The following is a 23,009-nucleotide window of genomic DNA, read 5'->3' on the forward strand; positions in this document are numbered from 1 at the left end:
AACCCGCAATTCCTGCGCTTCTACGCGCGTCCGGCCGACGCCGTGTCGGACAAACCCGTCCGACAGGCATCGGCATCGTCGGCACACCGCACCGACTCGTACGCGCCAACCCCGATCTCGGCGAAGTTCAGCACGCTGTCCGTGCCCGGCTCGAAGTAGCCGGCGTGCCCCTTCGCTTCCCGCGCCGACAGCACCCGTGCGCCGAACACCGTCGACACCGGGTCCTCCCCGTGTCCCAGCCCGCCGACCTCGAGATACGGCACGTCCTGCACCCAGTCGTCCGCGTCCCGCATCGCCCACACATGGGCGGACGTACGCAGCTGGGAGGCCTTCGCGACCCGCATGCCGGGGGAGCCGGCCACCGCTATGTCGGCCACCCGTCCCGGTAGCGTGGGCGCGGCCAGCCCGCACAGCACCGAGCCGTAGCTGTGGCAGAACAGGGAGACCGGCGACGCGCCGGGCAGGGCCCGCACCAGCGAGTTCAGGCGGATGGCCCCGCTCGCGGCCCGCATCGCCGTCGCCGAGTCGATACCGAGCCCGCTCGGCGTCGTGTAGTCGGCCCAGGCGATCACGGCCGTACGCGTCGAGGGGCTCACCGCGCGCTCGGCCGCGTACAGGGACTGCGCCATGCCGACCGGTGCCGAGTACTTGCGGCTGGTGCGCTGGAAGGTCAGCAGGTCGGTGTCGACGCCGGGGACGACGACCGAGATCCGCTCGGCCTTCGTCAGGTCGCCGAACACCTCCGCGGCCCGCCCGGAGCCCTCCGGGTCGAAGGCGAGGATGCGCCGGTCCGCCTGCATCATCGACTCGAAGCGATGCATACGGCGGCTCGCCTCGCGCTGCCCGTCCGGCGTGAGCCCGGCGTCGTGCATGCGTTTCCGCTCGACCTCGCGCGCCTGGCCGAGCGCGATGCGGTTGGCGCGGTAGCGCAGCTCGACGGGGGCGCCGTTCATGTTGCCGACGGCGAGGGCATAGCGGTGCGCGAGGCTGCTGCGCTGCGGTGCGGTGAGCGAGGCGAAGAAACGGGCGAGCCGGGTGGGGGAGGTGTCCGTGTCCGGCAGCCGGTGCCCGGCGATGCTGCCCTGCTCCCAGGCGCTGACCGACGCCTCGAGCGGTGCGGCGCTGCGATGGTGTCGCAGGGCGGTCCAGCCGGTGGTCGCCAGCATCACGAACACGACGGCCAGAGCGAGCAGCGCGCGCCAGACGTTCAGCTGCGGGGACGTGTCGAAGGAAGTCACTGGAAGGACACACTAGGAGAACGAGAGGGTCTCGCGTTAACCGAGTGACGGGTATCACGTTTCGATCAAGGCGGCGTTAACAGGCCGATGACCTCAGCGTGTTCGCCAGCTCTCGCTGAGGCCCGGGCCCACCTGTTCGAGATATGAGATGGTCAACGTCCGCATGGCGTCCAGGCTGAAGTCCCCGCCCGTGCTCCACTGACGCTCCGTCAGTCGCATCACCCCGCCGAAGACGGCCACCGCGAGCCGCGGTCGCGGATCGGTGTCCAGGTCGACCCCCTCACGCTCGGCGAGGATGAGCGCGATCGCCTCCTCGGCCTCCACCGAGCGCCGCAGATGGGTGGCGAGCAGGGCGGGCGTCGACTCGATCACCTTGTGCATGCGCAGATACAGCTCGACGGGTACGACGGCCTCGATCACGTCGTTGAGCGTGTCCCAGCCCTCCAGTACGGCCTGCCGCAGCGCCTCCATGGGGGCCTCATGCGGCGGACGCTCGCGCACCGCCTCCAAGAAGTGCGCCACTGTCATCCCCTCCAGGGCGAGGGCCGCCTCCTCCTTGCCGGCGAAGTAGCGGAAGAACGTGCGCTGCGACACATCGACGGCATCCGCGATGTCATCGACGGTGGTGCGCTCGTATCCCTGGGTGATGAAGAGCTCCAGCGCAGTACGCAGCAGTGCGTCCCGGGTGCGCTGCTTCTTGCGTTCGCGCAGTGTTTCCATGTCTGTCAGTTACCGACTTGTGAATTGGTTTGTCAATTGTCAGAGGCTGTCACTAGCCTCGAACGCATGACTAGTCAGACCACCATCGACACGACGGGGCCGGGGGGCAAGGCGCCGGCGGACCCGTCGGACGCGACGCCGGCCAAGGGGCTGCGCGGCCACCCTTGGTTCACCCTCATCACCGTCGCAGTGGGGGTCATGATGGTGGCCCTCGACGGCACCATCGTGGCCATCGCCAACCCGGCCATCCAGAAGGACCTCGGCGCCACCTTCGCCCAGGTCCAGTGGATCACCAACGGGTACTTCCTCGCCCTCGCGGTCTCCCTGATCACCGCCGGCAAGCTCGGCGACCGCTTCGGGCACCGCCAGACCTTCCTGATCGGCGTGGTCGGCTTCGCCGCCGCCTCCGGTGCCATCGGCCTGTCCGACAGCATCGCGCTGGTCGTCACCTTCCGCGTCTTCCAGGGCCTGTTCGGCGCGCTGCTGATGCCGGCCGCGCTCGGCCTGCTGCGGGCGACCTTCCCGGCCGAGAAGCTCAACATGGCCATCGGCATCTGGGGCATGGTCATCGGCGCCTCCACCGCGGGCGGCCCGATCCTCGGCGGCGTCCTCGTCGAGCACGTCAACTGGCAGTCGGTGTTCTTCATCAACGTGCCGGTCGGCATCCTCGCCGTCGTCCTCGGCGTCATGATCCTGCTCGACCACCGCGCCGAGAACGCCCCCCGCTCCTTCGACATCCTGGGCATCGCCCTGCTGTCGGCCGCGATGTTCTGCCTGGTCTGGGCCCTGATCAAGGCCCCGGAGTGGGGCTGGGGCGACGGCAAGACGTGGGCGTTCATAGCCGCGTCGGTCCTGGGCTTCGCGCTCTTCGCCTTCTGGGAGACGAAGGTCAAGGAGCCCCTCATCCCGCTCGCGCTCTTCCGCTCGGTGCCGCTGTCCGCGGGCGTCGTGCTGATGGTCCTGATGGCCATCGCCTTCATGGGCGGCCTGTTCTTCGTGACGTTCTACCTCCAGAACGTCCACGGCATGAGCCCGATCGACGCGGGCCTGCACCTGCTCCCCCTCACCGGCATGATGATCGTCGGCTCCCCACTCGCGGGCGCGATGATCACCAAGCTGGGCCCGCGTATCCCGCTGGCGGGCGGCATGGCGGCCACCGCGATCGCCATGTACGGCATGTCCACGCTTCAGACGGACACCGGCAGCGGCATCATGTCGCTCTGGTTCGCCCTCCTCGGCCTCGGTCTCGCGCCGGTCATGGTCGGCGCCACCGAGGTCATCGTCGGCAACGCGCCCATGGAGCTGTCCGGCGTCGCCGGCGGTCTCCAGCAGGCCGCGATGCAGATCGGCGGCAGCCTCGGTACGGCCGTCCTGGGCGCCGTCATGGCCTCCAAGGTCGACAGCGACCTCGCCGGCAACTGGACGTCCGCGGGCCTGCCGCCGCTCACCGCGGCCCAGGAGGCCCAGGCCTCCGAGGCGGTCCAGGTCGGCGTGGCACCGCTGGCCCCGGGCACGCCGGACGCCATCGCCGCGAAGATCGAGGGCGTGGCGCACGACACGTTCATCTCGGGCATGAGCCTGGCCTCCTTGGTCGCCGCGGGCGTGGCGGTCGTCGCGGTCTTCGTGGCCTTCCTCACCAAGCGGGGCGAGAACGCGCAGGCGGGCGCGGGCGCGGCGCACATCTGAGGCCGAGCAGGCGAACGGAGGGATTCGCGGCGGGAGTTCCCCTATCAGGGTGACTTGGCTAAAGATCCCTCCCATCCGGCATGCGCCGCAGGTCAGATTGGGGGGAGCCCTCCGTACGGCATGTTCCTCGGGCACGTTCGTACGACGAGGAGGGCGACCTGGGCTGCGGCGCGCTGCCGGAGGGGGACAGCGCGCCGACGGCCCGGAACAACCGGAGGATTAGCGCCCGCACGCGGGGTACTCGACTCTACGAACCCAACCGACCGAAAGGTTCTGGGAGTTGAGTTGACGATGGCGGGCTTCGGACACCGAACGCGCAGGTACCCCCGCTCACGTGGCCGGACGTGGTCACGGACCGGGCCGGATCGCGCGACGCTGGGCATCATCGGAGCCGTCTGCGCGGTTGCCGGGTTTTTCGTACTGGGCATCATCCTGGGTCCCGTGGCGATCGCCTGCGGATGGCTGGCGATGGGCCGCAGTTGGACCGGAGCCCGCCCTGTCCCCGCCCTGATCGCGGTGGTCCTGGGCGCGATAGACACCCTGCTGGCGATCATCTGGCCGACAGGGACGGCGACACCGGGCGGTGGCCTGTTCTAGCGCCCAAGAGCTCGGGACTCCGGGTTCGATGGCGGCTGCGGGTGGTGGGGGGCTGATCGCGCAGTTCCCCGCGCACCTTGGGACGTTGCAGCACCGGCCGCCAAGCCCCGGGCAACCAGCTAACGAGGCTGGTCCTTCCACACCTGCCCAGGCACCGTCGCCCCAGACATCGACGCGACCTCGGCCCGCAACGCCCGCACCTCCTCCGTGAGCACCCGAATCGCCTCCGTCTGCCGCCGCTCCTCCACATCGTCCATCTCGAACCGGGCTATGAACCACGCGGCGATGTTCGCGGTCACCACACCCAGCAAGGCGATCCCGGACAGCATCAGCCCCACCGCGAGCACCCGCCCCACCCCCGTGGTCGGCGCGTGATCCCCGTACCCCACGGTCGTCATGGTCGTAAAGGACCACCACACCGCGTCACCCAGCGTCTTGATGTTCCCGTCCGGTGAGTCCCGCTCGACGGACAGCACGGCCAGCGACCCGAACATCAGCAGCCCGACCACCGACCCGGCGACATAGGTCGTCAGCCGCACCTGCGAGGCCATCCGGGCCCGTTGCCCGACGAGCAGCAGCGTCGCCACGAGCCGCAGCAGCCGCAGCGGCTGGACCAGCGGCAGTACGACCGCGAACAGATCGAGCCAGTGGCTCCGTACGAACTCCACCCGCCGCTCGGCGAGAGCGAGCCGCACGACGTAGTCCAGCGCGAACGCGCCCCACACCACCCACTCCACCGCGAGACACGCGGACACCACCTCACCGCTCGCGTCCGGCTCGACGATCGGCACGGCATAGGCCACGGCGAACACCAGGGCCAACGCGAAAAGGGGCTGCTGGGTACGTCGTTCCCAACGGACTTGCGCGAGCGGTTGCTTCATGGGCGCATCGTAGGAAATGTGAAGGGGTGGTGTATCCCGCAGGTCACCCACGGGCACACCACCCCTGTACAGCCGTTGAGTCCGCCGACGCTAGGCGTCGCCTCCCGCGGCGCCCGGGTCCGCAGCCGACACGTCGAGCAGCTGGTAACGGTCGATCGCCTGCTTCAGCACCGACCGGTCCACCTTGCCCTCCTTCGCCAGCTCGGTCAGCACCCCGACGACCACCGACTGCGCGTCGATGTGGAAGAACCGCCGCGCCGCACCGCGCGTGTCCGCGAACCCGAACCCGTCCGCACCCAGCGACTGGTACGTCCCCGGCACCCACCGGGCGATCTGGTCCGGCACCGACCGCATCCAGTCCGAGACGGCCACGAACGGGCCGTCGGCCCCGCTGAGCTTGCGCGTCACCCACGGCACCCGCTGCTCCTCCTCCGGATGCAGCAGGTTGTGCTCCTCGCACTCCACGGCCTCGCGCCGCAGCTCGTTCCAGGAGGTCGCCGACCAGACGTCCGCCTTGACGTTCCACTCCTCGGCGAGGATCTTCTGCGCCTCGACCGCCCAGGGGACGGCCACACCGGACGCGATGATCTGTGCCGGGATCGACCCCGCCGTGCCCTCGCTGAAGCGGTAGACGCCCTTGAGGATGCCCTCGACGTCCGCGTTCTCCGGCTCGGCCGGGTGCTGGATCGGCTCGTTGTAGACGGTGAGGTAGTAGAAGACGTCCTCGCCGTGCGGGTGCTGCTCGTCGCCGCCGTACATCCGGCGCAGACCGTCCTTGACGATGTGCGCGATCTCGAAGCCGAACGCCGGGTCGTACGACACGCAGCCCGGGTTGGTCGAGGCGAGCAGCTGCGAGTGGCCGTCGGCGTGCTGCAGGCCCTCGCCGGTCAGCGTCGTACGGCCGGCGGTCGCGCCCAGCACGAAACCGCGCGCCAGCTGGTCCGACATCTGCCAGAACTGGTCACCGGTGCGCTGGAAACCGAACATCGAGTAGAAGACGTAGACCGGGATCAGCGGCTCGCCGTGCGTGGCGTACGCCGAACCCGCCGCGATCAGCGACGCCGTACAGCCCGCCTCGGAGATGCCGTCGTGCAGCATCTGGCCCTGCGGCGACTCCTTGTAGGCGAGCAGCAGATCGCGGTCGACCGCCTCGTACTGCTGGCCGAGCGGGTTGTAGATCTTCGCGCTCGGGAAGAACGAGTCCATGCCGAACGTGCGGTACTCGTCCGGCGCGATCAGCACGAAACGCCTGCCGATCTCCTTGTCCCGCATGAGGTCCTTGAGCAGCCGTACGAACGCCATGGTGGTGGCGATCGACTGCTGGCCCGAACCCTTCTTCACGGTCGCGTACGTCTTGTCGTCCGGCAGTGCCAGCGGCTTGGAGCGCACGACACGCGTCGGGACGTAACCGCCGAGCCCCTTGCGGCGGTCGTGCATGTACTGGATCTCCTCGGAGTCCCGCCCGGGGTGGTAGTACGGCGGGAGCCCGCTGTCCAGGTCCTTGTCGGCGATCGGCAGGTGCAGGCGGTCGCGGAAGCGCTTGAGGTCGTCGACCGTCAGCTTCTTCATCTGGTGCGTGGCGTTGCGGCCCTCGAAGTTGGGACCGAGCGTCCAGCCCTTGATCGTCTTGGCGAGGATCACCGTCGGCTGGCCCTTGTGCGCCCGGGCGGCCGAATAGGCGGCGTAGATCTTCTTGTGGTCGTGACCGCCGCGGCCCAGGTGCAGGATCTGGTCGTCGGTCATGCCCTCGACCATCGCGCGCAGCCGGTGGTCGTCGCCGAAGAAGTGGTCGCGGATGTAGCCGCCGGTCTCGGTGGCGTACGTCTGGAACTGGCCGTCCGGCGTGGTGTTCATCCGGTTGACCAGGACGCCGTCGCGGTCCTGCGCCAGCAGCGGGTCCCAGGTGCGGTCCCAGATCAGCTTGATGACGTTCCAGCCGGCGCCGCGGAAGATCGACTCCAGCTCCTGGATGACCTTGCCGTTGCCGCGCACGGGGCCGTCCAGGCGCTGCAGGTTGCAGTTCACGACGAAGGTGAGGTTGTCCAGGCCCTCGCGGGCGGCGATGGACAGCTGGCCGAGCGACTCCGGCTCGTCCATCTCGCCGTCGCCCAGGAACGCCCACACATGCGACTTGGAGGTGTCGGCGATGCCGCGCGCCTCCATGTAGCGGTTCATCCGCGCCTGGTAGATCGCGCCGATCGGGCCGAGCCCCATCGACACGGTCGGGAACTCCCAGAAGCCCGGCATCAGCCGCGGGTGCGGATAGCTGGACAGCCCGTACGGCGCCTTCGACTTCTCCTGGCGGAACGCGTCCAGGTTCTGCTCGCTGAGCCGGTCCAGCAGGAACGCGCGCGCGTAGATGCCCGGAGAGGCGTGGCCCTGGAAGAAGACCTGGTCGCCGCCGTCGCCCTCGTCCTTGCCCCGGAAGAAGTGGTTGAAGCCCACGTCGTAGAGCGAGGCGGAGGAGGCGAAGGTCGCGATGTGACCGCCGACGCCGATGCCGGGGCGCTGGGCCCTGGACACCATGACCGCGGCGTTCCACCGGGTCGCGTTGAGGATCTTGCGCTCGATCTCCTCGTTGCCCGGGAAGAACGGCTCGTCCTTGGTGGCGATCGTGTTGACGTAGTCCGTGCTGCGCATCTCGGGCACGGCCACGCGCTTCTCGCGGGCCCGCTCGATCAGCCGCAGCATCAGATAGCGGGCCCGCTCCCGGCCGCGCTCGTCCACGGCGGCGTCGAGGGAATCGAGCCACTCCTGGGTTTCCTCGGGGTCGAAGTCAGGAACCTGACTCGGAAGGCCGCCAATGATGATCGGGTTTCGATCGGATCCGGAAGCCACGCTGTTCCTTACCTGTCAGAGGGCTGTGTTTCTGGGGTTTCTGGGCGTCTGCACCACTCCCCATCGTGTACCTAGGGGCGCCAAACGTCATCTCTACTGTGAGGTAACCGGGTCCTGGTAACGGCGGAGTACCCGCTGAGGGTTCCCAAACGCCCAAAGGGGGCAGATTGGCGTGGTGTACGTCACCTTGGGACGATGATGGTGTGCCTGAAGTTGCGGTGACACGTTCAGGATCGTCACCGTTTCGGCGGTCTGAACGGCCGGGTACTTGCGCGATCCGTCCCGCCCGTGTGGACTACGGCCAATGCTTCGCGCACGCGCGTGGCTGAGTTATTTCCCAAGACATGATCAGGAGGCAACCCGTGAGCGCGACCGCGGACCACGCGGAGGAGCGGACCCTTGCCGAGAGGCTGGGGTTCCAGCCCGAGCAGGTGGTCCAGGAGATCGGCTACGACGACGACGTAGACCAGGAACTCCGCGAGGCCATTGAGTCAGTCACCGGCACAGAACTCGTGGACGAGGACTACGACGACGTTGCCGATGCCGCGGTGCTGTGGTTCCGCGACGAGGACGGCGACCTGACGGATGCGCTGGTGGACGCCACCACGTACATCGAAGAGGGCGGCGCCATCCTGTTGCTGACCCCGAAGACCGGCCGTGACGGCTACGTGGAGCCCAGCGACATCTCTGAAGCCGCGACCACGGCGGGTCTGTCGGCATCCAAGAGCGTCAGCGTCGGCAAGGACTGGAGCGGCAGCCGGCTGGTGACGCCCAAGGCCGCCAAGACCAAGAAGTAATCGGTAATAGCCGCTGGCGGTGCCGGGCCGGGCTGAAAAGCCCGGCCCGGCCTCCTGCACGGGCCTTGGTGGTCGCTGCATAGGGTGGGTTCCATCCGAACAGCCCCACCGAAGGGACATCCACGACGATGGCGATCCAGGTCGGCGACAAGGCCCCCGACTTCGAGCTCAAGGACAACCACGGCGCCACCGTGAAGCTCTCCGACTTCCGTGGCTCCAAGAACGTCGTTCTGCTCTTCTACCCCTTCGCCTTCACCGGCGTGTGCACCGGCGAGCTGTGCGAGGTGCGCGACAACCTGCCGCAGTTCTCCGACCGCGACACCCAGGTGCTCGCCGTCTCCAACGACTCCATCCACACCCTGCGCGTCTTCGCCGAGCAGGAGGGCCTGGAGTACCCGCTGCTCAGCGACTTCTGGCCGCACGGCGAGGTCAGCCGCGCCTACGGCGTCTTCGCCGAGGACAAGGGCTGCGCGGTACGCGGCACCTTCGTCATCGACAAGGAGGGCATCGTGCGCTGGACGGTCGTCAACGCCCTGCCGGACGCGCGTGACCTGAACGAGTACGTCAAGGCCCTCGACACCCTCTGACCCGTGTGATCCCGTCCGGTCCCTCTGGTGACCGACACCTGTGATTCTTGGGCACCAGGGCCTGCGAGGTACGGGAACCCGTCACTAGGATCGACTCGTTGATCCGATATCAAACGCACGGCGGGGCTCCCCGCCCCTGGAAACCAATGGAGGACTCGTGGGAGTCAGCCTCAGCAAGGGCGGCAACGTATCACTGAGCAAGGAGGCCCCGGGCCTCACTGCGGTCATCGTCGGTCTGGGGTGGGACGTCCGCACCACGACCGGCACCGACTTCGACCTCGACGCCAGCGCGCTGCTGCTGAACCCGGAGGGCAAGGTCGGCAGCGACGCGAACTTCGTCTTCTTCAACAACCTCAAGAGCGCCGACGGCTCCGTCGAGCACACCGGTGACAACCTCACCGGTGAGGGCGAGGGCGACGACGAGCAGATCAAGGTCAACCTCGCCGGCGTCCCGGCCGACGTGGAGAAGATCGTCTTCCCGGTCTCGATCTACGACGCCGAGAACCGCCAGCAGTCCTTCGGCCAGGTGCGCAACGCGTTCATCCGCGTCGTCAACCAGGCCGGCGGCGCCGAGATCGCGCGCTACGACCTCAGCGAGGACGCGTCCACCGAGACCGCGATGGTCTTCGGCGAGCTGTACCGGCACGGTGCGGAGTGGAAGTTCCGCGCCATCGGCCAGGGCTACGCCTCGGGCCTGCGCGGCATCGCACAGGACTTCGGTGTGAACGTCTGAGGTCATCATCCGAGGGGTGACCGTCCAGGGCACCACTGGCTGAGTCCGGCGCCGTACCGTTTGGGTGCGGCGCCGGATGCGCAGGACAACCAAAAAGCATCACGCGGGGAGGACCAGCAATATGGGCGTCACGCTCGCCAAGGGAGGCAATGTCTCCCTGTCCAAGGCCGCACCGAATCTCACCCAGGTGATGATCGGGCTCGGCTGGGACGCGCGCTCCACCACCGGAGCCCCCTTCGACCTCGACGCCAGCGCCCTGATGTGCACCGGCGGACGGGTCATGGGCGATGAGTGGTTCGTCTTCTACAACCAGCTCAAGAGCCCGGACGGCTCGGTGGAGCACACCGGGGACAACCTCACCGGTGAGGGCGACGGCGACGACGAGTCGCTCCTGATCGACCTCTCCAAGGTGCCGGCCCAGTGCGACAAGATCGTCGTCCCCGTCTCCATCCACATGGCCGACGAGCGCGGCCAGACCTTCGGCCAGGTCAGCAACGCCTTCATCCGCGTCGTGAACCAGGCCGACGGCCAGGAGCTCGCCCGCTACGACCTGAGCGAGGACGCCTCCACCGAGACCGCCATGATCTTCGGCGAGGTGTACCGCCACCAGGGAGAGTGGAAGTTCCGGGCCGTCGGACAGGGGTACGCGTCGGGTCTGCGCGGCATCGCGCTGGACTTCGGGGTCAACGTCTCATAACGCGATATGAGCAAAAGTCGGGGCCCCGTGGGGTGGGGAGGGGGGCCGACTAGACTTCGGCTTCAAAGTCTTCGTAAAGCCGAGTGCGGCGCTCGGGAGCCCCGTACACACAGGATTGGGTAGCCAGTGGTTCTGAAAACCTTCGGCTGGTCGTTCGCGGTCACCGCGCTCGGCCTGGTTGCAGCGGTCCTCTTCGGGGGGTGGACCGCCCTCGGCATCGTGGCGATCCTCTCCGTCCTCGAGATCTCGCTGTCGTTCGACAACGCGGTGGTCAACGCCGGAATCCTGAAGAAGATGAATGCCTTCTGGCAGAAGATCTTCCTCACCATCGGCATCCTGATCGCCGTCTTCGGTATGCGTCTGGTCTTCCCCGTCGTCATCGTCGCGATCAGCGCGCAGCTCGGGCCGATCGAGGCCGTCGACCTCGCGCTCAGCGACAAGGACCAGTACCAGCAGCTGGTCACCGACGCCCACCCGGCGATCGCCGCGTTCGGTGGCATGTTCCTGCTGATGATCTTCCTGGACTTCATCTTCGAGGACCGGGACATCAAGTGGCTGGGCTGGCTGGAGCGCCCGCTCGCCAAGCTCGGCAAGATCGACATGCTGACCGTCTGCATCGCCCTGATCGTGCTGCTCATCAGCGCGATGACCTTCGCGACCAACGCCCACCAGCACGGCGGCGCACACGTCGACAAGGCGGAGACGGTTCTGCTCTCCGGTATCGGGGGCCTCATCACCTACCTGATCGTGGGCGGCCTCTCCGGCTACTTCGAGGACAAGCTCGAAGAGGAGGAGGAGCGCGAGCACGAGGCCGAGGAAGAGGCCGAGCGCTCCGGCAAGCCCCGCACCGCCGTCGCCATGGCCGGCAAGGCCGCGTTCTTCATGTTCCTCTACCTGGAGGTCCTGGACGCGTCCTTCTCCTTCGACGGCGTGATCGGCGCCTTCGCCATCACCAACGACATCGTCCTGATGGCCCTGGGTCTCGGTATCGGCGCGATGTACGTCCGTTCGCTGACCGTGTACCTGGTCCGCGAGGGCACCCTCGACGACTACGTCTACCTGGAGCACGGCGCGCACTACGCCATCGGCGCCCTCGCCGGGATCCTCCTGGTCACCATCCAGTACGAGATCAACGAGTTCATCACCGGCTCCATCGGCGTCATCCTGATCGGCTGGTCCTTCTGGTCCTCCGTCCGCCGCAACCGTGCGCTGGCGGCAGCGGAGGGAAAAGCGGCGGCCTCGGACGAGAAGACTGAGGTCTCGTCCGGGGTGTGACACCCCTGCGGGTGAGGAACGCTCTGAGCGGGGCGGCCGGGCCTCCGGCCGCCCCGCCGGTTTTTCCAGGTGACCGTGGTTCTTTCGTGGTGAACGCGGTTCTTTCGTGGGACGTGGGGGCGGAATGGGCTTCTTGGACGGGCTCTGGCGTGGGCGGGCGGCCGAGTTCGACTCGGGCAGCGCGTCATCGAACTCGATCGAGCTGACGAAGCGGCACGACCGGGTCTCGCTCACCAAACAGGGCGCGGCGACCGGTCATCTCCGGGTCAACCTGGCCTGGCGTATGCGGACGTCGGACATCGGGGGATCGCAGCGGGAGAGTCTGCTGCGGCATCCCTTCAAGGCGCTCAGGCCGCCGGAGGTGCTCGGGCACAGCCAGAGCATGGTCAACGTCGACCTCGACCTCGGGTGCCTGTACGAGCTGGCCGACGGGACGAAGGGGGTCGTCCAGCCGCTGGGCGGGTTCCTCGGGGACGTCAACTCGCCGCCGTACGTCAAGCTCAGCGGGGACGACCGGTTCGGGTCGGCGTCCGGGGAGACGATGTACGTCAACCTGGATCATCGGGAGGACATCAAGCGGCTGCTGGTCTTTGTGTACATCTATGACCAGACGCCGGCGTTCGACCGTACGCACGCGATCGTCACGCTGTATCCGAGCAATGGGCCCCGGATCGAGATCGGCCTCGATGAGCGGCATCCGCAGGCCCGGTCCTGTGCGGTGGTGACGATCGAGAACGTGAAGGGGGAGATATGGGTTCGGCGTGAGGTGAAGTTCGTGTACGGGTTCCAGGCTGAGCTGGATCGGTTGTTCGGTTGGGGACTTCAGTGGGGACGGGGCTACAAGACCAAAGCGGAGAAGTAGTCGCCTGGGAGCCCGGGGCCTTGTGTTGTGTGGCGGCTGCGGGTCCGGTTGTGGCTTGTCGCGCGGTTTCCCGCGCCCCTTACGGGGCGCTGCCGTCACCGTCCGATGAACTGTGGCCCTTGGGGTGGCAGACGGAAGTTCTGGTGGTGGGGAGCCGTTACCGGGGGCGGGTAGCCGTAGCCCGATGCGGACGGGACCGGCTGGCTGGTGGGCTGCGGGTAGCCGTAGGCCGGCTGGGTGGGCGGGGGCTGCTGGGGGTAGCCGTAGGACGGCTGGGGCGGGACCACGGTCGTGGGCTGCTCCGCGGGGAGGGGCTGGGAGACCTCCGGCGTGGTGGTCGGCGCGGGCTCCGCCATGGCCTCCGACTCGTCCACCGAGATGCCGTAGTCCGTGGCCAGGCCCTTGAGGCCGTTCGAGTAGCCCTCGCCGAGGGCGCGGAACTTCCAGCCCTCGCCGCGGCGGTACAGCTCACCGCAGATCAGGGCGGTCTCCTGGCCCGTCTCCGGCTTGATGTCGAAGTACGCCAGCGGGTCGCCGTCGGTGGCTGCCGCGTCGTACAGCACGATGCGCAGGTCCCGTACGCGGTCGAAGGCGACGCCGTCCGCCGAAGCGACCAGCAGAATCTGACCGACGCCGGACTCGACACCGGCCAGATCTGTCTGGATCGTGTCGGTGAGGCCCTCGGTGAGTCGCTTCTTGCCGAGTCGCCAGACCTGTCCGGAGGGGTGCCGGGGCTGGTTGTAGAAGACGAAGTCCTCGTCGGAGCGCACACGACCGTCGGGGCCGAGGAGGAGTGCCGAGGCGTCGACATCCGGGACCCCCTGCCCGGGCGTCCAGCGCAGCACGGCGCGTACCGTCGTGGCTTCGAGCGGGACGTTCGACCCCTTCAACATCGCGTGCGTCATGCGGTCATCCTGCCCTCTCCGTCCTGGTCACGACAACGCGGGGGTACACAGGCCGTGTGCGCTCGTGTTCGTCCGCGTTACCAGAAATTCATGCCCTGCGGGAACCCCTGACATGGGTATCTACGTACTATTACCGGCCACCTGTGAACCGGTCACAGGGGCCATCGAGTCACCACGGGGGAGCTCTATGCGTCATTTCGGGCACATCGCCCCGGAGGTGCGGCAGCGCCTCTTCCACCAGGAGCCGAGCGAGTTCTCCGCCGACTCCCCGGCCCGGCTGCTCTCCGCGGCCCTGGGCGCCACGCTCTACAGTCCGGCGACCCGGCCGCAGCTCGCCGACGACATCGTCAAACAAGCCGGGCGCGGCGTGGTCTCGATGGTGCTGTGCCTGGAGGACTCGATCGGCGACGAGGACGTGGCGGAGGGCGAGGAGAACCTCGTCCGGCAGTTCACCGACCTCGCGGGACGGGCGGGCGCGGTGCAGCTGCCGCTGCTCTTCATCCGGGTCCGCGCCCCCGAGCAGATCCCCGACCTGGTACGACGGCTCGGTCCCGCCGTACGGCTGCTCTCCGGATTCGTGCTGCCCAAGTTCACCGAAGAGCCCGGCATGCCCTTCCTGGAGGCCCTCGCGAGCGCCGAGGCACAGAGCGGGCGGCGGCTCTTCGCCATGCCAGTGCTGGAATCGCCCGAGCTGATGTACCGGGAGTCGCGCGTGGAGACCCTGGAGGGCGTCTCCCGGGCGGTGGACAAGTACCGGGAGCGGGTGCTGGCGCTGCGGCTGGGGGTCACCGACTTCTGCTCGTCGTACGGACTGCGGCGCGCCCCGGACATGACGGCGTACGACGTCCAGATCGTCGCCTCCGTGATCGCCGACGTGGTGAACATGCTGGGCAGGGCCGACGGCACCGGGTTCACGGTGACCGGGCCGGTGTGGGAGTACTTCCGGGTGCAGGAACGTATGTTCAAGCCGCAGCTGCGCCGCAGCCCCTTCCTGGAGGGCCAGGCCGAGGAGCTGCGCGAGGCCCTCATCGAGCACTCCATGGACGGCCTGCTGCGCGAGATCACCCTGGACCACGCCAACGGCCTGCTCGGCAAGACCTGCATCCACCCCTCCCACGTACTGCCCGTGCACGCGCTGTCCGTGGTCAGTCACGAGGAGTTCAGCGACGCCAAGGACATCCTCAAGCCCGAGCGCTGCGGCGGGGGTGTACTTCGGTCGCAGTACACGAACAAGATGAATGAGGTGAAGCCGCACCGCGCCTGGGCCGAGCGGACCCTGCTGCGGGCCGAGGTGTTCGGTGTGGCCAACGAGGACATCGGCTTCGTGGAGCTGCTCGCCGCCGGGATCCCGGCCTGAACCGGGCCGACCGGCTTCGATCCGGCCAACTGGCCCAGAGCCCGCTGACCGGCTTCTATATCCAAGGGACGCATGAACAACGCAGTGAACAACGGGGTCTGGTCCGGGAGCTGGGTCGCCGAGCGGCTCGGAGTCCAGCTCGTGGGCGACGACGAGCTCACGCAGATGCTGGGGCTCGCCCTGCGCCGCAACCCCAAACGGGCGCATCTGCTGGTCTCCAACGTGCTCGGCAAGCACGTACCGCAGTCACCGTCCGTGGTGTACGGCGCCGGCTTCGCCCTCGGCCGCCGGGTACGGAATCTCCTGGGCGCCGACGAGGCCGCCAAGGCCGTCGTCCTCGGCTACGCGGAGACGGCGACCGGGCTCGGCCACTCCGTCGCCGACGGCATCGGCCTCGCCCCCTACCTGCACTCCACCCGCCGCCCGGTCGCCGGAGTCGCCCGGGCGGGCGGCTTCGAGGAGTCCCACTCGCACGCCACGTCTCATTTGCTGCTGCCGGAGGATCCGGCGCTGCTGGTCGGCGACGGGCCGCTGGTCCTGGTCGACGACGAGTTCTCCACGGGGAACACGGTGCTGAACACCGTTCGGGATCTTCATGCGCGGTATCCGCGGCGGCGGTATGTCGTCGTTGCGCTGGTGGATATGCGGTCGGCAGCGGACGCGGGGCGGCTGGAGGAGTTCGCGCGGGAGATCGGCGCGCGGGTGGATCTGGTGGCGGCCGCGTCGGGGACCGTACGGCTGCCGGAGGGGGTGCTGGAGAAGGGGCAGGCGTTGGTGGCGCGGTACGAGGCCGAGAGTGCCGCGAGCGGTAGTCGGTCGTCTGCGGCGCCGTCGGGGCTGGTCGCGCAGTTCCCCGCGCCCTTGAAGACGGGCGTTGCCGTGGTCGCCCCTCAAGGGGCGCGGGGAACTGCGCGACCAGCCCCCACCGGCCCGCACCCGGCAGACGAGCGCACACCCCCCCACCTCACCCGCATAGACCTGTGCTGGCCCCCCGGCCTCCCCGACGGCGGCCGCCACGGCTTCACCCCCGCCCACCGCACCCGCCTTGAAGGCGCCCTCCCCGCCATCACCGCCCGCCTCGCAGAGGCACTCCCCGCCGACGCGCGCCGCGTCCTGGTACTCGGCTTCGAAGAGCTGATGTACGCCCCGCTCAGGCTCGCCCATGAGCTGGAGCAGGTGGCCGACGCCGAGGTGCGCTACTCCACCACCACCCGCTCGCCCGTCCTCGCCGTCGACGACCCCGGTTACGCGATACGCACCCGCCTCGTCTTCCCGGCCCACGACGACCCCGCCGACGGCCCCGGCGAGCGCTACGCCTACAACGTCGCGGGCGCCGGCTTCGACGCCGTCATAGCCGTGGTCGACTCGGTCGCCGACACCCCCGAACTGCACGCGCCCGAGGGCCTGTTGGCACAGCTCGCCGCCCACACCCCGCACGTCCTGCTGGCGGTCGTACCGTCGTACGTCCCCGGCCCCCTGGCCATTCCCGAAAGGCACCCGATGCTGCCCGAGCCCCTCCGCGGCCCCGCCTTCTCCTCGTACGCCCCCGAGGAGGTCGGCTGGCTGCTGCAGGACCTCTCGGACGTGACGCTGGAGGCGCCCACCGAGGAGCGCGAAGAGGCCATCCAGAGCGGCGGCGCGCACTACGCCGAGTCGCTGCCCGTGGAGTACCAGCCCACCGAGCAGTACCAGACGCTGTTCCACGCGGCCCTGGAGGAGTCGGCGGCACGGCTGGCGCAGGCGGTCGGTGCGGTCACCGAGCTGGTGCTGGCAGAGCGTTCGCCCCGCCCGGTGCTCGTCTCGCTCGCCCGCGCCGGCACCCCCGTAGGCGTCCTCATGCGCCGCTGGGCCCAGTTCCGGCACGGCCTCGAACTGCCCCACTACGCCGTCTCGATCGTCCGCGGCCGCGGCATCGACGCCAACGCGCTGCGCTGGCTGGCCGCGCACCACGACCCGCGGGACGTCGTCTTCGTCGACGGCTGGACCGGCAAGGGTGCCATCACCCGCGAACTCGCCGCTGCGATACGGGAGTTCGAGGCGTCCGACGGCATCACCGGCTTCGACCCGGAGATCGCCGTACTGGCCGACCCGGGCTCGTGCGTGCGGACGTACGGCACCCGCGACGACTACCTCATCCCGTCCGCCTGCCTCAACTCCACGGTCTCCGGCCTGATTTCACGCACCGTCCTGCGCGCCGACCTGGTCGGCCCGCACGACTACCACGGCGCGAAGTTCTACCGCGAACTCGCCGGCGCCGACGTCTCCGTGGCCTTCCTGGACGCCGTGTCCGCGCGCTTCCAGGAGGTCGTGGACGCGGTCGACGCGACGGCCAAGGAACTGCTGTCCGGCGACCGCGCGCCGACCTGGGAGGGCTGGGCGGCCGTCGAGCGCATCAGCGAGGAGTACGGCATCCACGACGTGAACCTCGTCAAGCCGGGCGTGGGCGAGACCACGCGGGTGCTGCTGCGCCGGGTGCCCTGGAAGATCCTGGCGCGGGCCGGAGCCGGCGCCGACCTGGACCACGTACGTCTGCTGGCCGAACAGAGAGGGGTACCGGTGGAAGAGGTGGCCGAACTGCCGTACACCTGCGTGGGGTTGATCCACCCCAAGTACACGCGGGGCGCGACGGGTGCCGACGGCAAGGCGGTGAACCTCTGATGCCGGTGCTGGTGGCGAGCGACCTCGACCGTACGCTCATCTACTCCGCCGCGGCCCTCGCGCTGACCATGCCCGACCCGCGGGCGCCGAGGCTGCTGTGCGTGGAGGTGCACGAGAGCAAGCCGCTGTCGTTCATGACCGAGACGGCGGCCCAGCTGCTGACCGATCTCGGCGACGCGGCGGTCTTCGTGCCGACGACGACCCGGACCCGCAAGCAGTACCAGCGCATCAACCTGCCGGGCCCGGCACCGAAGTACGCGATCTGCGCCAACGGCGGCCATCTGCTCGTCGACGGCGTCTCCGACCCCGACTGGAACGCGCATGTCGTGGCCCGGCTTGCCGAGCAGTGCGCGCCGCTCGCGGAGGTGCAGGACCACCTGATGGCGTCGGCGTCCCCGGCCTGGGTGCGCAAGCACCGGATCGCCGAGGACCTCTTCGCCTACCTCGTCGTCGAGCGTGAGCTGCTGCCCGAGGAGTGGGTGAAGGAGCTCGCGGTGTGGGCGGAGAACCGGGGCTGGACGGTGTCGCTGCAGGGCCGCAAGATCTACGCCGTCCCGAAGCCGCTCACCAAGAGCGCCGCCATGCACGAGGTCGCCCGCCGGACGGGTGCGGAGCTGACGCTGGCCGCCGGCGACTCCCTGCTGGACGCCGACCTCCTGCTGGCCGCCGACCGGGGCTGGCGCCCGGGCCACGGCGAACTGGCCGACACCGACTTCATCGCCCCGGCGATCAGCGCGCTGCCGGAGCGGGGGGTGCTGGCGGGGGAGCGGATCCTGCGGGAGTTCCTGAAGGCAACCCGCACACCAACGCCCTAAGGGGCGCGCAGCGCCTTTAGGGGCGCGGGGAACTGCGCGACAAGCCCCCACGCCCCCGCAGACAACAACGAGCCGTCCTACCTAGCCGCAACAGCCCCCACCGCAACACCCACCGCCCCCGCCGCTCGCCTTGGGCGCCGCGGGGGCGCTCGCCGTGCCGCCCACCGCGACCGTCGACAGAAGCTTCACCGTGTCGTCATGCCCGGCAGGACAACTCGCCGGCGCGGACGACTCCGCCATCGGACGGCTCAGTTCGAACGTGTCGCCGCAACTGCGGCAGCGGTACTCATAACGAGGCATGAGCACAGGCTAACCGTCAGTGGGCGGAGCCCCCGCGCTCCTCGCGGATCTGCGCGACCACCCGGGCCACCGACTGCCGCACCGCCTCCGTCTCGGTCAGGAAGTGCCAGTAGTCCGGGTGACGCCCCTCCAACGTGCCGACCGCCCGCTCCAGCCGGGCGACCGAGTCGTCCAGCGGGCGGGCATGCCGCGGATCGGGCGTGTTGCGGCCCGCCATGGCCAGCCGCTGGGCGTCCCGGATCGCGAAACGGGTCCGGTCGATCTCCTGCTGCGGGTCCTTCTGCACGGCGTTCAGCCGGCGCAGCCGGTCACCGGCGGCGGACACCGACTCGTCGGTGCTGTTCAGCAGCGCCCGGACCGTCGACAGCAGCGCCGTGGCGTCCGGCCAGCGCTGGTCGTCGCGCGCGGCCTGCGCCTCCTTCAGCTTCAGCTCGGCCTGCCGTACGTTCTCCCCGGCCCGGTCCGGGACGCTCTGCAGGTCCTGCCAGCAGGCCGCCGTGAACCGCCGCCGCAACTCGCTCAGCACCGGCTCGACCTGCCCGGCACGGGTGGTGAGCGCCTGCGCGCGCGTCCGCAGCGACACGAGCCGGTGATCGATCTCGGCGGCCTTCTCCGGCAGCCGCTCGGCCTCCACCCGGACCGCTTCCGCCTCCCGGGCGACCCGCTCGGCACGCTCCAGCGTCTGCGGCACGCCATGCTGCCCGGCGCCCTGGTTCAGCTTGGTCAGCTCCGGCGCGAGGGCCGCGAGCCGGGCGGCGAGGTCGTCCGCCTTCAGCCCCGCCCCCCGTACGGCGTCCAGGGCGTTCGAGGCGGCGAGCAGGCCCTGCCGGGCGCGCTCGACGGCCGGAGCGAGCCGGGCCAGCTGGGTCTCGGCCTTGCCGAGCAGCGGCCCGAGCCCCTCCTCGAACCGGTCCAGGTCCTGCTTGACCCGCCCCAGCTCGTCCTTGGCCCTCGTCAGCTCGGTGCGGGCACGGGCGGCGGCCGAGGCCTCCAGGTCGTCGCGGTCGAGGTCGTGCGCGTCGACGGCCTGGATGTACTGGTGACTGGCCTCGTCGATACGCCGCCCGAGCGCCTCGAAGTCGGTGATCGCACGGCGGGCGGCGGGGGAGTCGTCGACGGCCGTGATCGTCTCGATCGAGATCCGCAGATCCCGCTGGGCGGTGTCCAGCTCGTAGAACGCGGCCGCCGCCGCGTCCTTCGCGGCCTGCGCCTCGGCCCGCTGACTCTCGGCCCGCCCACCGAACCAGCGCCGCGTACCGCCACCGGCGAAGGCGGCGGGCAGGGCGAGAACGGTCAGGAGGGGGAGGGCGGAGACCAGGGTGAGGGTGTCGCGGAGGGCGTGGCGCGAGCCGCGCGGAACCCGACGTACGGGATGCACGACACCCCGCGCGGGATGTCCCCGCGCGCCCGGCACTGACGGCGAGTTCGGCTGCGGAGGTGTCGCCGGTGTCGCCGTCACATCCCTCTCCCGTGCTGTCATTCACCCTGCCCGGTTCATTCTCCCACCGGTTTAGGACGAACACACGGGCCGGTTAGTTCGCGGTTCGCACCGTGACTTTTCCATCGCCGCTACGGGCGGAGACCACATGGGAGCTGGTGTTGTCCCGGGGCACGGACACATCCACCGCGCCGTCACCGGTCTCCGTCGACACGCGGTACGTCGCCCGGGGCAGCTCGATCGTCACCGAGCCGTCGCCGCTGCGGGTCTCCACCAGGTCCGGCACGGTGCCGAGTTCGAGCCGCACCGAGCCGTCCCCGGTCTGCGCCCTCACTTGGCGCGAGGAGACGTCGGAGACGTGCATGGAGCCGTCGCCGGTCCGCAGGTCCAGCGGACCGCTGGAGTCGGTGACCCGTACGGACCCGTCCCCCGTACGAATGCTCAACGCGTCCCGGAACCCGCGCGCCCGCACACTCCCGTCCCCGTCCTCGACCTTCACGGTGACCCCGCGCGGCACCTCGATCCGGTGCTTGGCCGAGCAGTTGGCGATCATGCCCGAGCACTTCTCCCGCAGCACCAGCCGGTCGTCCTCCATCGCCCAGGTCACCTTGGGATCCGAGCCGACCACGACCGACCCCTCGAACCACCGCGTGACCTCGACCGCGCCGGCCTTGTTCCCGTCGGCGGCGACGATCTCCAGCGCCGAGTCGTCGGAGTCGACGGTCAGGGTCTTTCCCTCCAGCGCGAAGGACCGGTGCTCGGGGTCCTTGTCATCCCTCGCGGAGGCCCCGCATGCGGTGACCCCGGCAAGAAGCACCACCACGGCCCCGGCGACAGCGGCGGCGCGGGCGGCGCGGGCGGGAACGGTACGGGCCATGACGATCTCCCCCTGAGACTTCCCTGGGACCGGCCATTGCGTCCCGGGATTGCGACGGTGATTCGACCGTACGGATCGCGGGCCCGCCGCGGGATCCGGGCCGCTCCCGGATCCGTGGTGGGGATAACCCCAGGATGTCCCCGGACTTCCCGGACGGCCCGCGATACGGGTTTGCGGGACATGGCCCCTGGCAAGGTAGGCTGTCGACTCGTTCTCGGGTGCGTAGCTCAGGGGTAGAGCGCCTGCCTTACAAGCAGGATGTCGGCGGTTCGAAACCGTCCGCGCCCACCGCAGCAGAGGGCCCCGCCGTTCGCGGTCGGGGCCCTCTGCGTTTCAGTTGTCTGCCTCGGCCGACGCCTCGTGGGCGTGCTTGAGCTTCGTGCGGGCGTCCACCCGTTCCGGCCCGGTGAGGGCCGACCAGAAACGGTGGCCGCTGACGAAGACCGCGAGCTCGTGCTCGCGGTGCCGGAGCTTCTCCACCTCGGCCTGCTCGTCCTCCGTCCAGCCGGGGGAGGCGGGGCGCTCGACCTTGCGCCAGCCGTTGTCGTCGCTGAATCCGTCCAGGGGTACGACCGACCAGGGGAGTCGCTTCAGCAGGGCCGACAGCTCGGCCCGGACCTGATGCAGCTCCTCCTGGCCGGCGAGGAGGTCACTCGGAAAGTCATAGGGCGTAGCCACGGCCCAATGCTACGCCTGTTCGATTTTGGGTTGCGAGTTTCTTTGGGTGGTTCATGCGAACGAGTGTGTGAGTGGCCTGACGAGGGTGGGTGCGGCTAGTGGCCGGCGGTCCTCAACTTCTGTACCAGGCGGGCCGTTACCGGTGCGGGCACCCCGTGTTGCTCCGCCGCTCGTAGCAACGCGCCGCCGATCGCGTCCAGTTCGAGGGGGCGGCCCGCCTCGGCGTCGCGTTGCATCGATGACTTCGTGCTCGGTGGGAAGGCGTCGTAGCGGGCGAGGGCCTGGGTCGGGTCGGCGGGGCCGCCGCAGGCGCGGCTGACGGCTGCCGTTTCCTCGACGAGGGACGTCAGCTCCTCGCGGTGGCGGGTGCGTACCTCGCCCAGGGGGAGGGCGTGGTGGGTGGTCAGCAAGGCGAACGGGGCCAGGAAGGACATCTTCGCCCAGAGCGTCGCCGTCTCGTCGTCGAGGACACGGGTGGTGGGGCCGGCCGCGTCCAGGGCGTGGGCGAGGGCGTCGAGGTGGCCGTGGGGGACCGGGTCGCCGGTGAGGTCGATCTCGGCGAAGGGGCTGGCGTGCCCGATCTCCCCCGGGGCGACACGCGTCGACTCGGCGCGGATGACGGCCGGTGCGACGCGGTCGGGGCGGTAGCGGGTGCGGAGGGTCTGCGGGTGTTCCACGCCGTTCAGGAAGGGGACGATCAGGGCGTCGCCCAGCGCGGTGGGCGGGACGCGGGTCAGGGCCGCGTCGAGGGCGGTGGCCTTGACCGCGATCAGGCAGGCGTCGACCGGCTCACGGAGCTCGGTGTCCGCCTCGACCTCTGCCGTGAACTCCCCGAACAGGCCGCTGCGGACGTGGATTCCGGTCGTACGCAGGGTCCTGGCCGTCTCGTCGCCGGCCAGGCAGATCACGCGGTGGCCGGCCCTGGACAGCAGCGCGGCGAGCAGGCCGCCTATGCCGCCCGGGCCCAGTACCGCCACGGTGAGCCGGTCGTTCGGCGTCGTGTCGTTCGCCGTCGTGAGATTCGCCGTCATGCGATTCCTCTCGTCGGTCGGCCCCGTTGTGGTGGCCGC

The 23,009-nt window shown here is 69.5% G+C and carries 21 protein-coding genes and 1 tRNA gene; 12 read left to right on the forward strand and 10 right to left on the reverse strand.

Annotated features, from left to right (window positions below; all coding sequences use genetic code 11):
- Nucleotides 1-20 precede the first annotated feature (20 nt).
- Together QQM39_RS32070 and QQM39_RS32075 are read right to left on the reverse strand one after the other, a co-directional pair.
- On the reverse strand, nucleotides 21-1,238 hold the full coding sequence (locus QQM39_RS32070; RefSeq protein WP_302001029.1) for an alpha/beta hydrolase: 1,218 nt from the start codon (nucleotides 1,236-1,238) through the stop codon (nucleotides 21-23).
- A gap of 93 nt (nucleotides 1,239-1,331) precedes the next feature.
- On the reverse strand, nucleotides 1,332-1,958 hold the full coding sequence (locus QQM39_RS32075; protein WP_302001030.1) for a TetR family transcriptional regulator: 627 nt from the start codon (nucleotides 1,956-1,958) through the stop codon (nucleotides 1,332-1,334).
- 66 nt (nucleotides 1,959-2,024) lie between these two features.
- Between QQM39_RS32075 and QQM39_RS32080 the strand changes: the two genes are divergently transcribed.
- Complete coding sequence (locus tag QQM39_RS32080; protein ID WP_302001031.1) at nucleotides 2,025-3,644, forward strand: MFS transporter; 1,620 nt, start codon at nucleotides 2,025-2,027, stop codon at nucleotides 3,642-3,644.
- A 291-nt stretch (nucleotides 3,645-3,935) separates the two neighbouring features.
- Nucleotides 3,936-4,241: a small hydrophobic protein gene (locus QQM39_RS32085; protein ID WP_302001032.1), complete on the forward strand. Its 306-nt coding sequence runs from the start codon at nucleotides 3,936-3,938 to the stop codon at nucleotides 4,239-4,241.
- A gap of 119 nt (nucleotides 4,242-4,360) precedes the next feature.
- Here QQM39_RS32085 and QQM39_RS32090 read toward each other — a convergent pair whose 3' ends face one another.
- The gene (locus tag QQM39_RS32090; RefSeq protein WP_302001033.1) at nucleotides 4,361-5,122 is read right to left on the reverse strand and encodes a potassium channel family protein; all 762 of its coding nucleotides are present in this window, start codon (nucleotides 5,120-5,122) and stop codon (nucleotides 4,361-4,363) included.
- Between the two features lie 90 nt (nucleotides 5,123-5,212).
- Entirely contained in the window at nucleotides 5,213-7,960 is a 2,748-nt protein-coding gene (aceE, locus tag QQM39_RS32095; protein WP_302001034.1) for a pyruvate dehydrogenase (acetyl-transferring), homodimeric type, read from the reverse strand.
- Between the two features lie 362 nt (nucleotides 7,961-8,322).
- Between aceE and QQM39_RS32100 the strand changes: the two genes are divergently transcribed.
- The 6 genes from QQM39_RS32100 (at nucleotide 8,323) to QQM39_RS32125 (ending at nucleotide 12,911) form a co-directional block, all read left to right on the forward strand.
- Nucleotides 8,323-8,757 (forward strand): DUF3052 domain-containing protein, encoded by a 435-nt coding sequence (locus QQM39_RS32100; RefSeq protein ID WP_030054586.1) that lies wholly within the window; start codon nucleotides 8,323-8,325, stop codon nucleotides 8,755-8,757.
- A gap of 128 nt (nucleotides 8,758-8,885) precedes the next feature.
- Entirely contained in the window at nucleotides 8,886-9,344 is a 459-nt protein-coding gene (locus tag QQM39_RS32105; RefSeq protein ID WP_302001035.1) for a peroxiredoxin, read from the forward strand.
- 157 nt (nucleotides 9,345-9,501) lie between these two features.
- The gene (locus tag QQM39_RS32110; protein ID WP_031476289.1) at nucleotides 9,502-10,077 is read left to right on the forward strand and encodes a TerD family protein; all 576 of its coding nucleotides are present in this window, start codon (nucleotides 9,502-9,504) and stop codon (nucleotides 10,075-10,077) included.
- Nucleotides 10,078-10,198: 121 nt separating this feature from the next.
- Nucleotides 10,199-10,774 carry a TerD family protein gene (locus QQM39_RS32115; RefSeq protein WP_302001036.1) on the forward strand — a complete coding sequence of 192 codons (576 nt, stop codon included), beginning with the start codon at nucleotides 10,199-10,201 and terminating at the stop codon, nucleotides 10,772-10,774.
- 126 nt (nucleotides 10,775-10,900) lie between these two features.
- On the forward strand, nucleotides 10,901-12,049 hold the full coding sequence (locus tag QQM39_RS32120) for a DUF475 domain-containing protein (protein ID WP_302001037.1): 1,149 nt from the start codon (nucleotides 10,901-10,903) through the stop codon (nucleotides 12,047-12,049).
- A gap of 124 nt (nucleotides 12,050-12,173) precedes the next feature.
- Nucleotides 12,174-12,911: a Tellurium resistance gene (locus tag QQM39_RS32125; RefSeq protein ID WP_302001038.1), complete on the forward strand. Its 738-nt coding sequence runs from the start codon at nucleotides 12,174-12,176 to the stop codon at nucleotides 12,909-12,911.
- Between the two features lie 95 nt (nucleotides 12,912-13,006).
- Here QQM39_RS32125 and QQM39_RS32130 read toward each other — a convergent pair whose 3' ends face one another.
- The gene (locus tag QQM39_RS32130; RefSeq protein WP_302001039.1) at nucleotides 13,007-13,816 is read right to left on the reverse strand and encodes a TerD family protein; all 810 of its coding nucleotides are present in this window, start codon (nucleotides 13,814-13,816) and stop codon (nucleotides 13,007-13,009) included.
- 187 nt (nucleotides 13,817-14,003) lie between these two features.
- Between QQM39_RS32130 and QQM39_RS32135 the strand changes: the two genes are divergently transcribed.
- The 3 genes from QQM39_RS32135 (at nucleotide 14,004) to QQM39_RS32145 (ending at nucleotide 18,646) form a co-directional block, all read left to right on the forward strand.
- Nucleotides 14,004-15,173 (forward strand): HpcH/HpaI aldolase/citrate lyase family protein, encoded by a 1,170-nt coding sequence (locus tag QQM39_RS32135; RefSeq protein WP_302001040.1) that lies wholly within the window; start codon nucleotides 14,004-14,006, stop codon nucleotides 15,171-15,173.
- 72 nt (nucleotides 15,174-15,245) lie between these two features.
- Nucleotides 15,246-17,831, forward strand: a complete 2,586-nt coding sequence (locus tag QQM39_RS32140; protein ID WP_302001041.1) for a phosphoribosyltransferase — start codon at nucleotides 15,246-15,248, stop codon at nucleotides 17,829-17,831.
- Nucleotides 17,831-18,646 carry an HAD family hydrolase gene (locus QQM39_RS32145; RefSeq protein ID WP_302001042.1) on the forward strand — a complete coding sequence of 272 codons (816 nt, stop codon included), beginning with the start codon at nucleotides 17,831-17,833 and terminating at the stop codon, nucleotides 18,644-18,646. The genes QQM39_RS32140 and QQM39_RS32145 overlap by 1 nt, the downstream gene beginning before the upstream one ends.
- A gap of 81 nt (nucleotides 18,647-18,727) precedes the next feature.
- Here the strand turns inward: QQM39_RS32145 and QQM39_RS32150 are convergent, their stop codons facing one another.
- Genes QQM39_RS32150 through QQM39_RS32160 form a run of 3 tightly spaced genes read right to left on the reverse strand, consistent with a single transcriptional unit; the run spans nucleotide 18,728 to nucleotide 21,261 of the window.
- Entirely contained in the window at nucleotides 18,728-18,946 is a 219-nt protein-coding gene (locus QQM39_RS32150) for a zinc ribbon domain-containing protein (protein WP_302001043.1), read from the reverse strand.
- A 16-nt stretch (nucleotides 18,947-18,962) separates the two neighbouring features.
- Complete coding sequence (locus QQM39_RS32155) at nucleotides 18,963-20,426, reverse strand: hypothetical protein (RefSeq protein ID WP_302001044.1); 1,464 nt, start codon at nucleotides 20,424-20,426, stop codon at nucleotides 18,963-18,965.
- A gap of 52 nt (nucleotides 20,427-20,478) precedes the next feature.
- Nucleotides 20,479-21,261: a DUF4097 family beta strand repeat-containing protein gene (locus QQM39_RS32160; RefSeq protein ID WP_302001045.1), complete on the reverse strand. Its 783-nt coding sequence runs from the start codon at nucleotides 21,259-21,261 to the stop codon at nucleotides 20,479-20,481.
- A gap of 216 nt (nucleotides 21,262-21,477) precedes the next feature.
- Here QQM39_RS32160 and QQM39_RS32165 point away from each other — a divergent pair.
- Nucleotides 21,478-21,549: transfer RNA gene (locus QQM39_RS32165), tRNA-Val, on the forward strand.
- Nucleotides 21,550-21,594: 45 nt separating this feature from the next.
- On the opposite strand, the gene QQM39_RS32170 is transcribed toward QQM39_RS32165, so the two are convergent.
- The gene (locus QQM39_RS32170; RefSeq protein ID WP_302001046.1) at nucleotides 21,595-21,939 is read right to left on the reverse strand and encodes a hypothetical protein; all 345 of its coding nucleotides are present in this window, start codon (nucleotides 21,937-21,939) and stop codon (nucleotides 21,595-21,597) included.
- Between the two features lie 95 nt (nucleotides 21,940-22,034).
- Nucleotides 22,035-22,970 carry a ketopantoate reductase family protein gene (locus QQM39_RS32175; protein WP_302001047.1) on the reverse strand — a complete coding sequence of 312 codons (936 nt, stop codon included), beginning with the start codon at nucleotides 22,968-22,970 and terminating at the stop codon, nucleotides 22,035-22,037.
- Nucleotides 22,971-23,009 lie beyond the last annotated feature (39 nt).

Origin of the sequence: Streptomyces sp. DT2A-34 (genome assembly GCF_030499515.1) — a bacterium.
GTDB lineage: Bacteria > Actinomycetota > Actinomycetes > Streptomycetales > Streptomycetaceae > Streptomyces.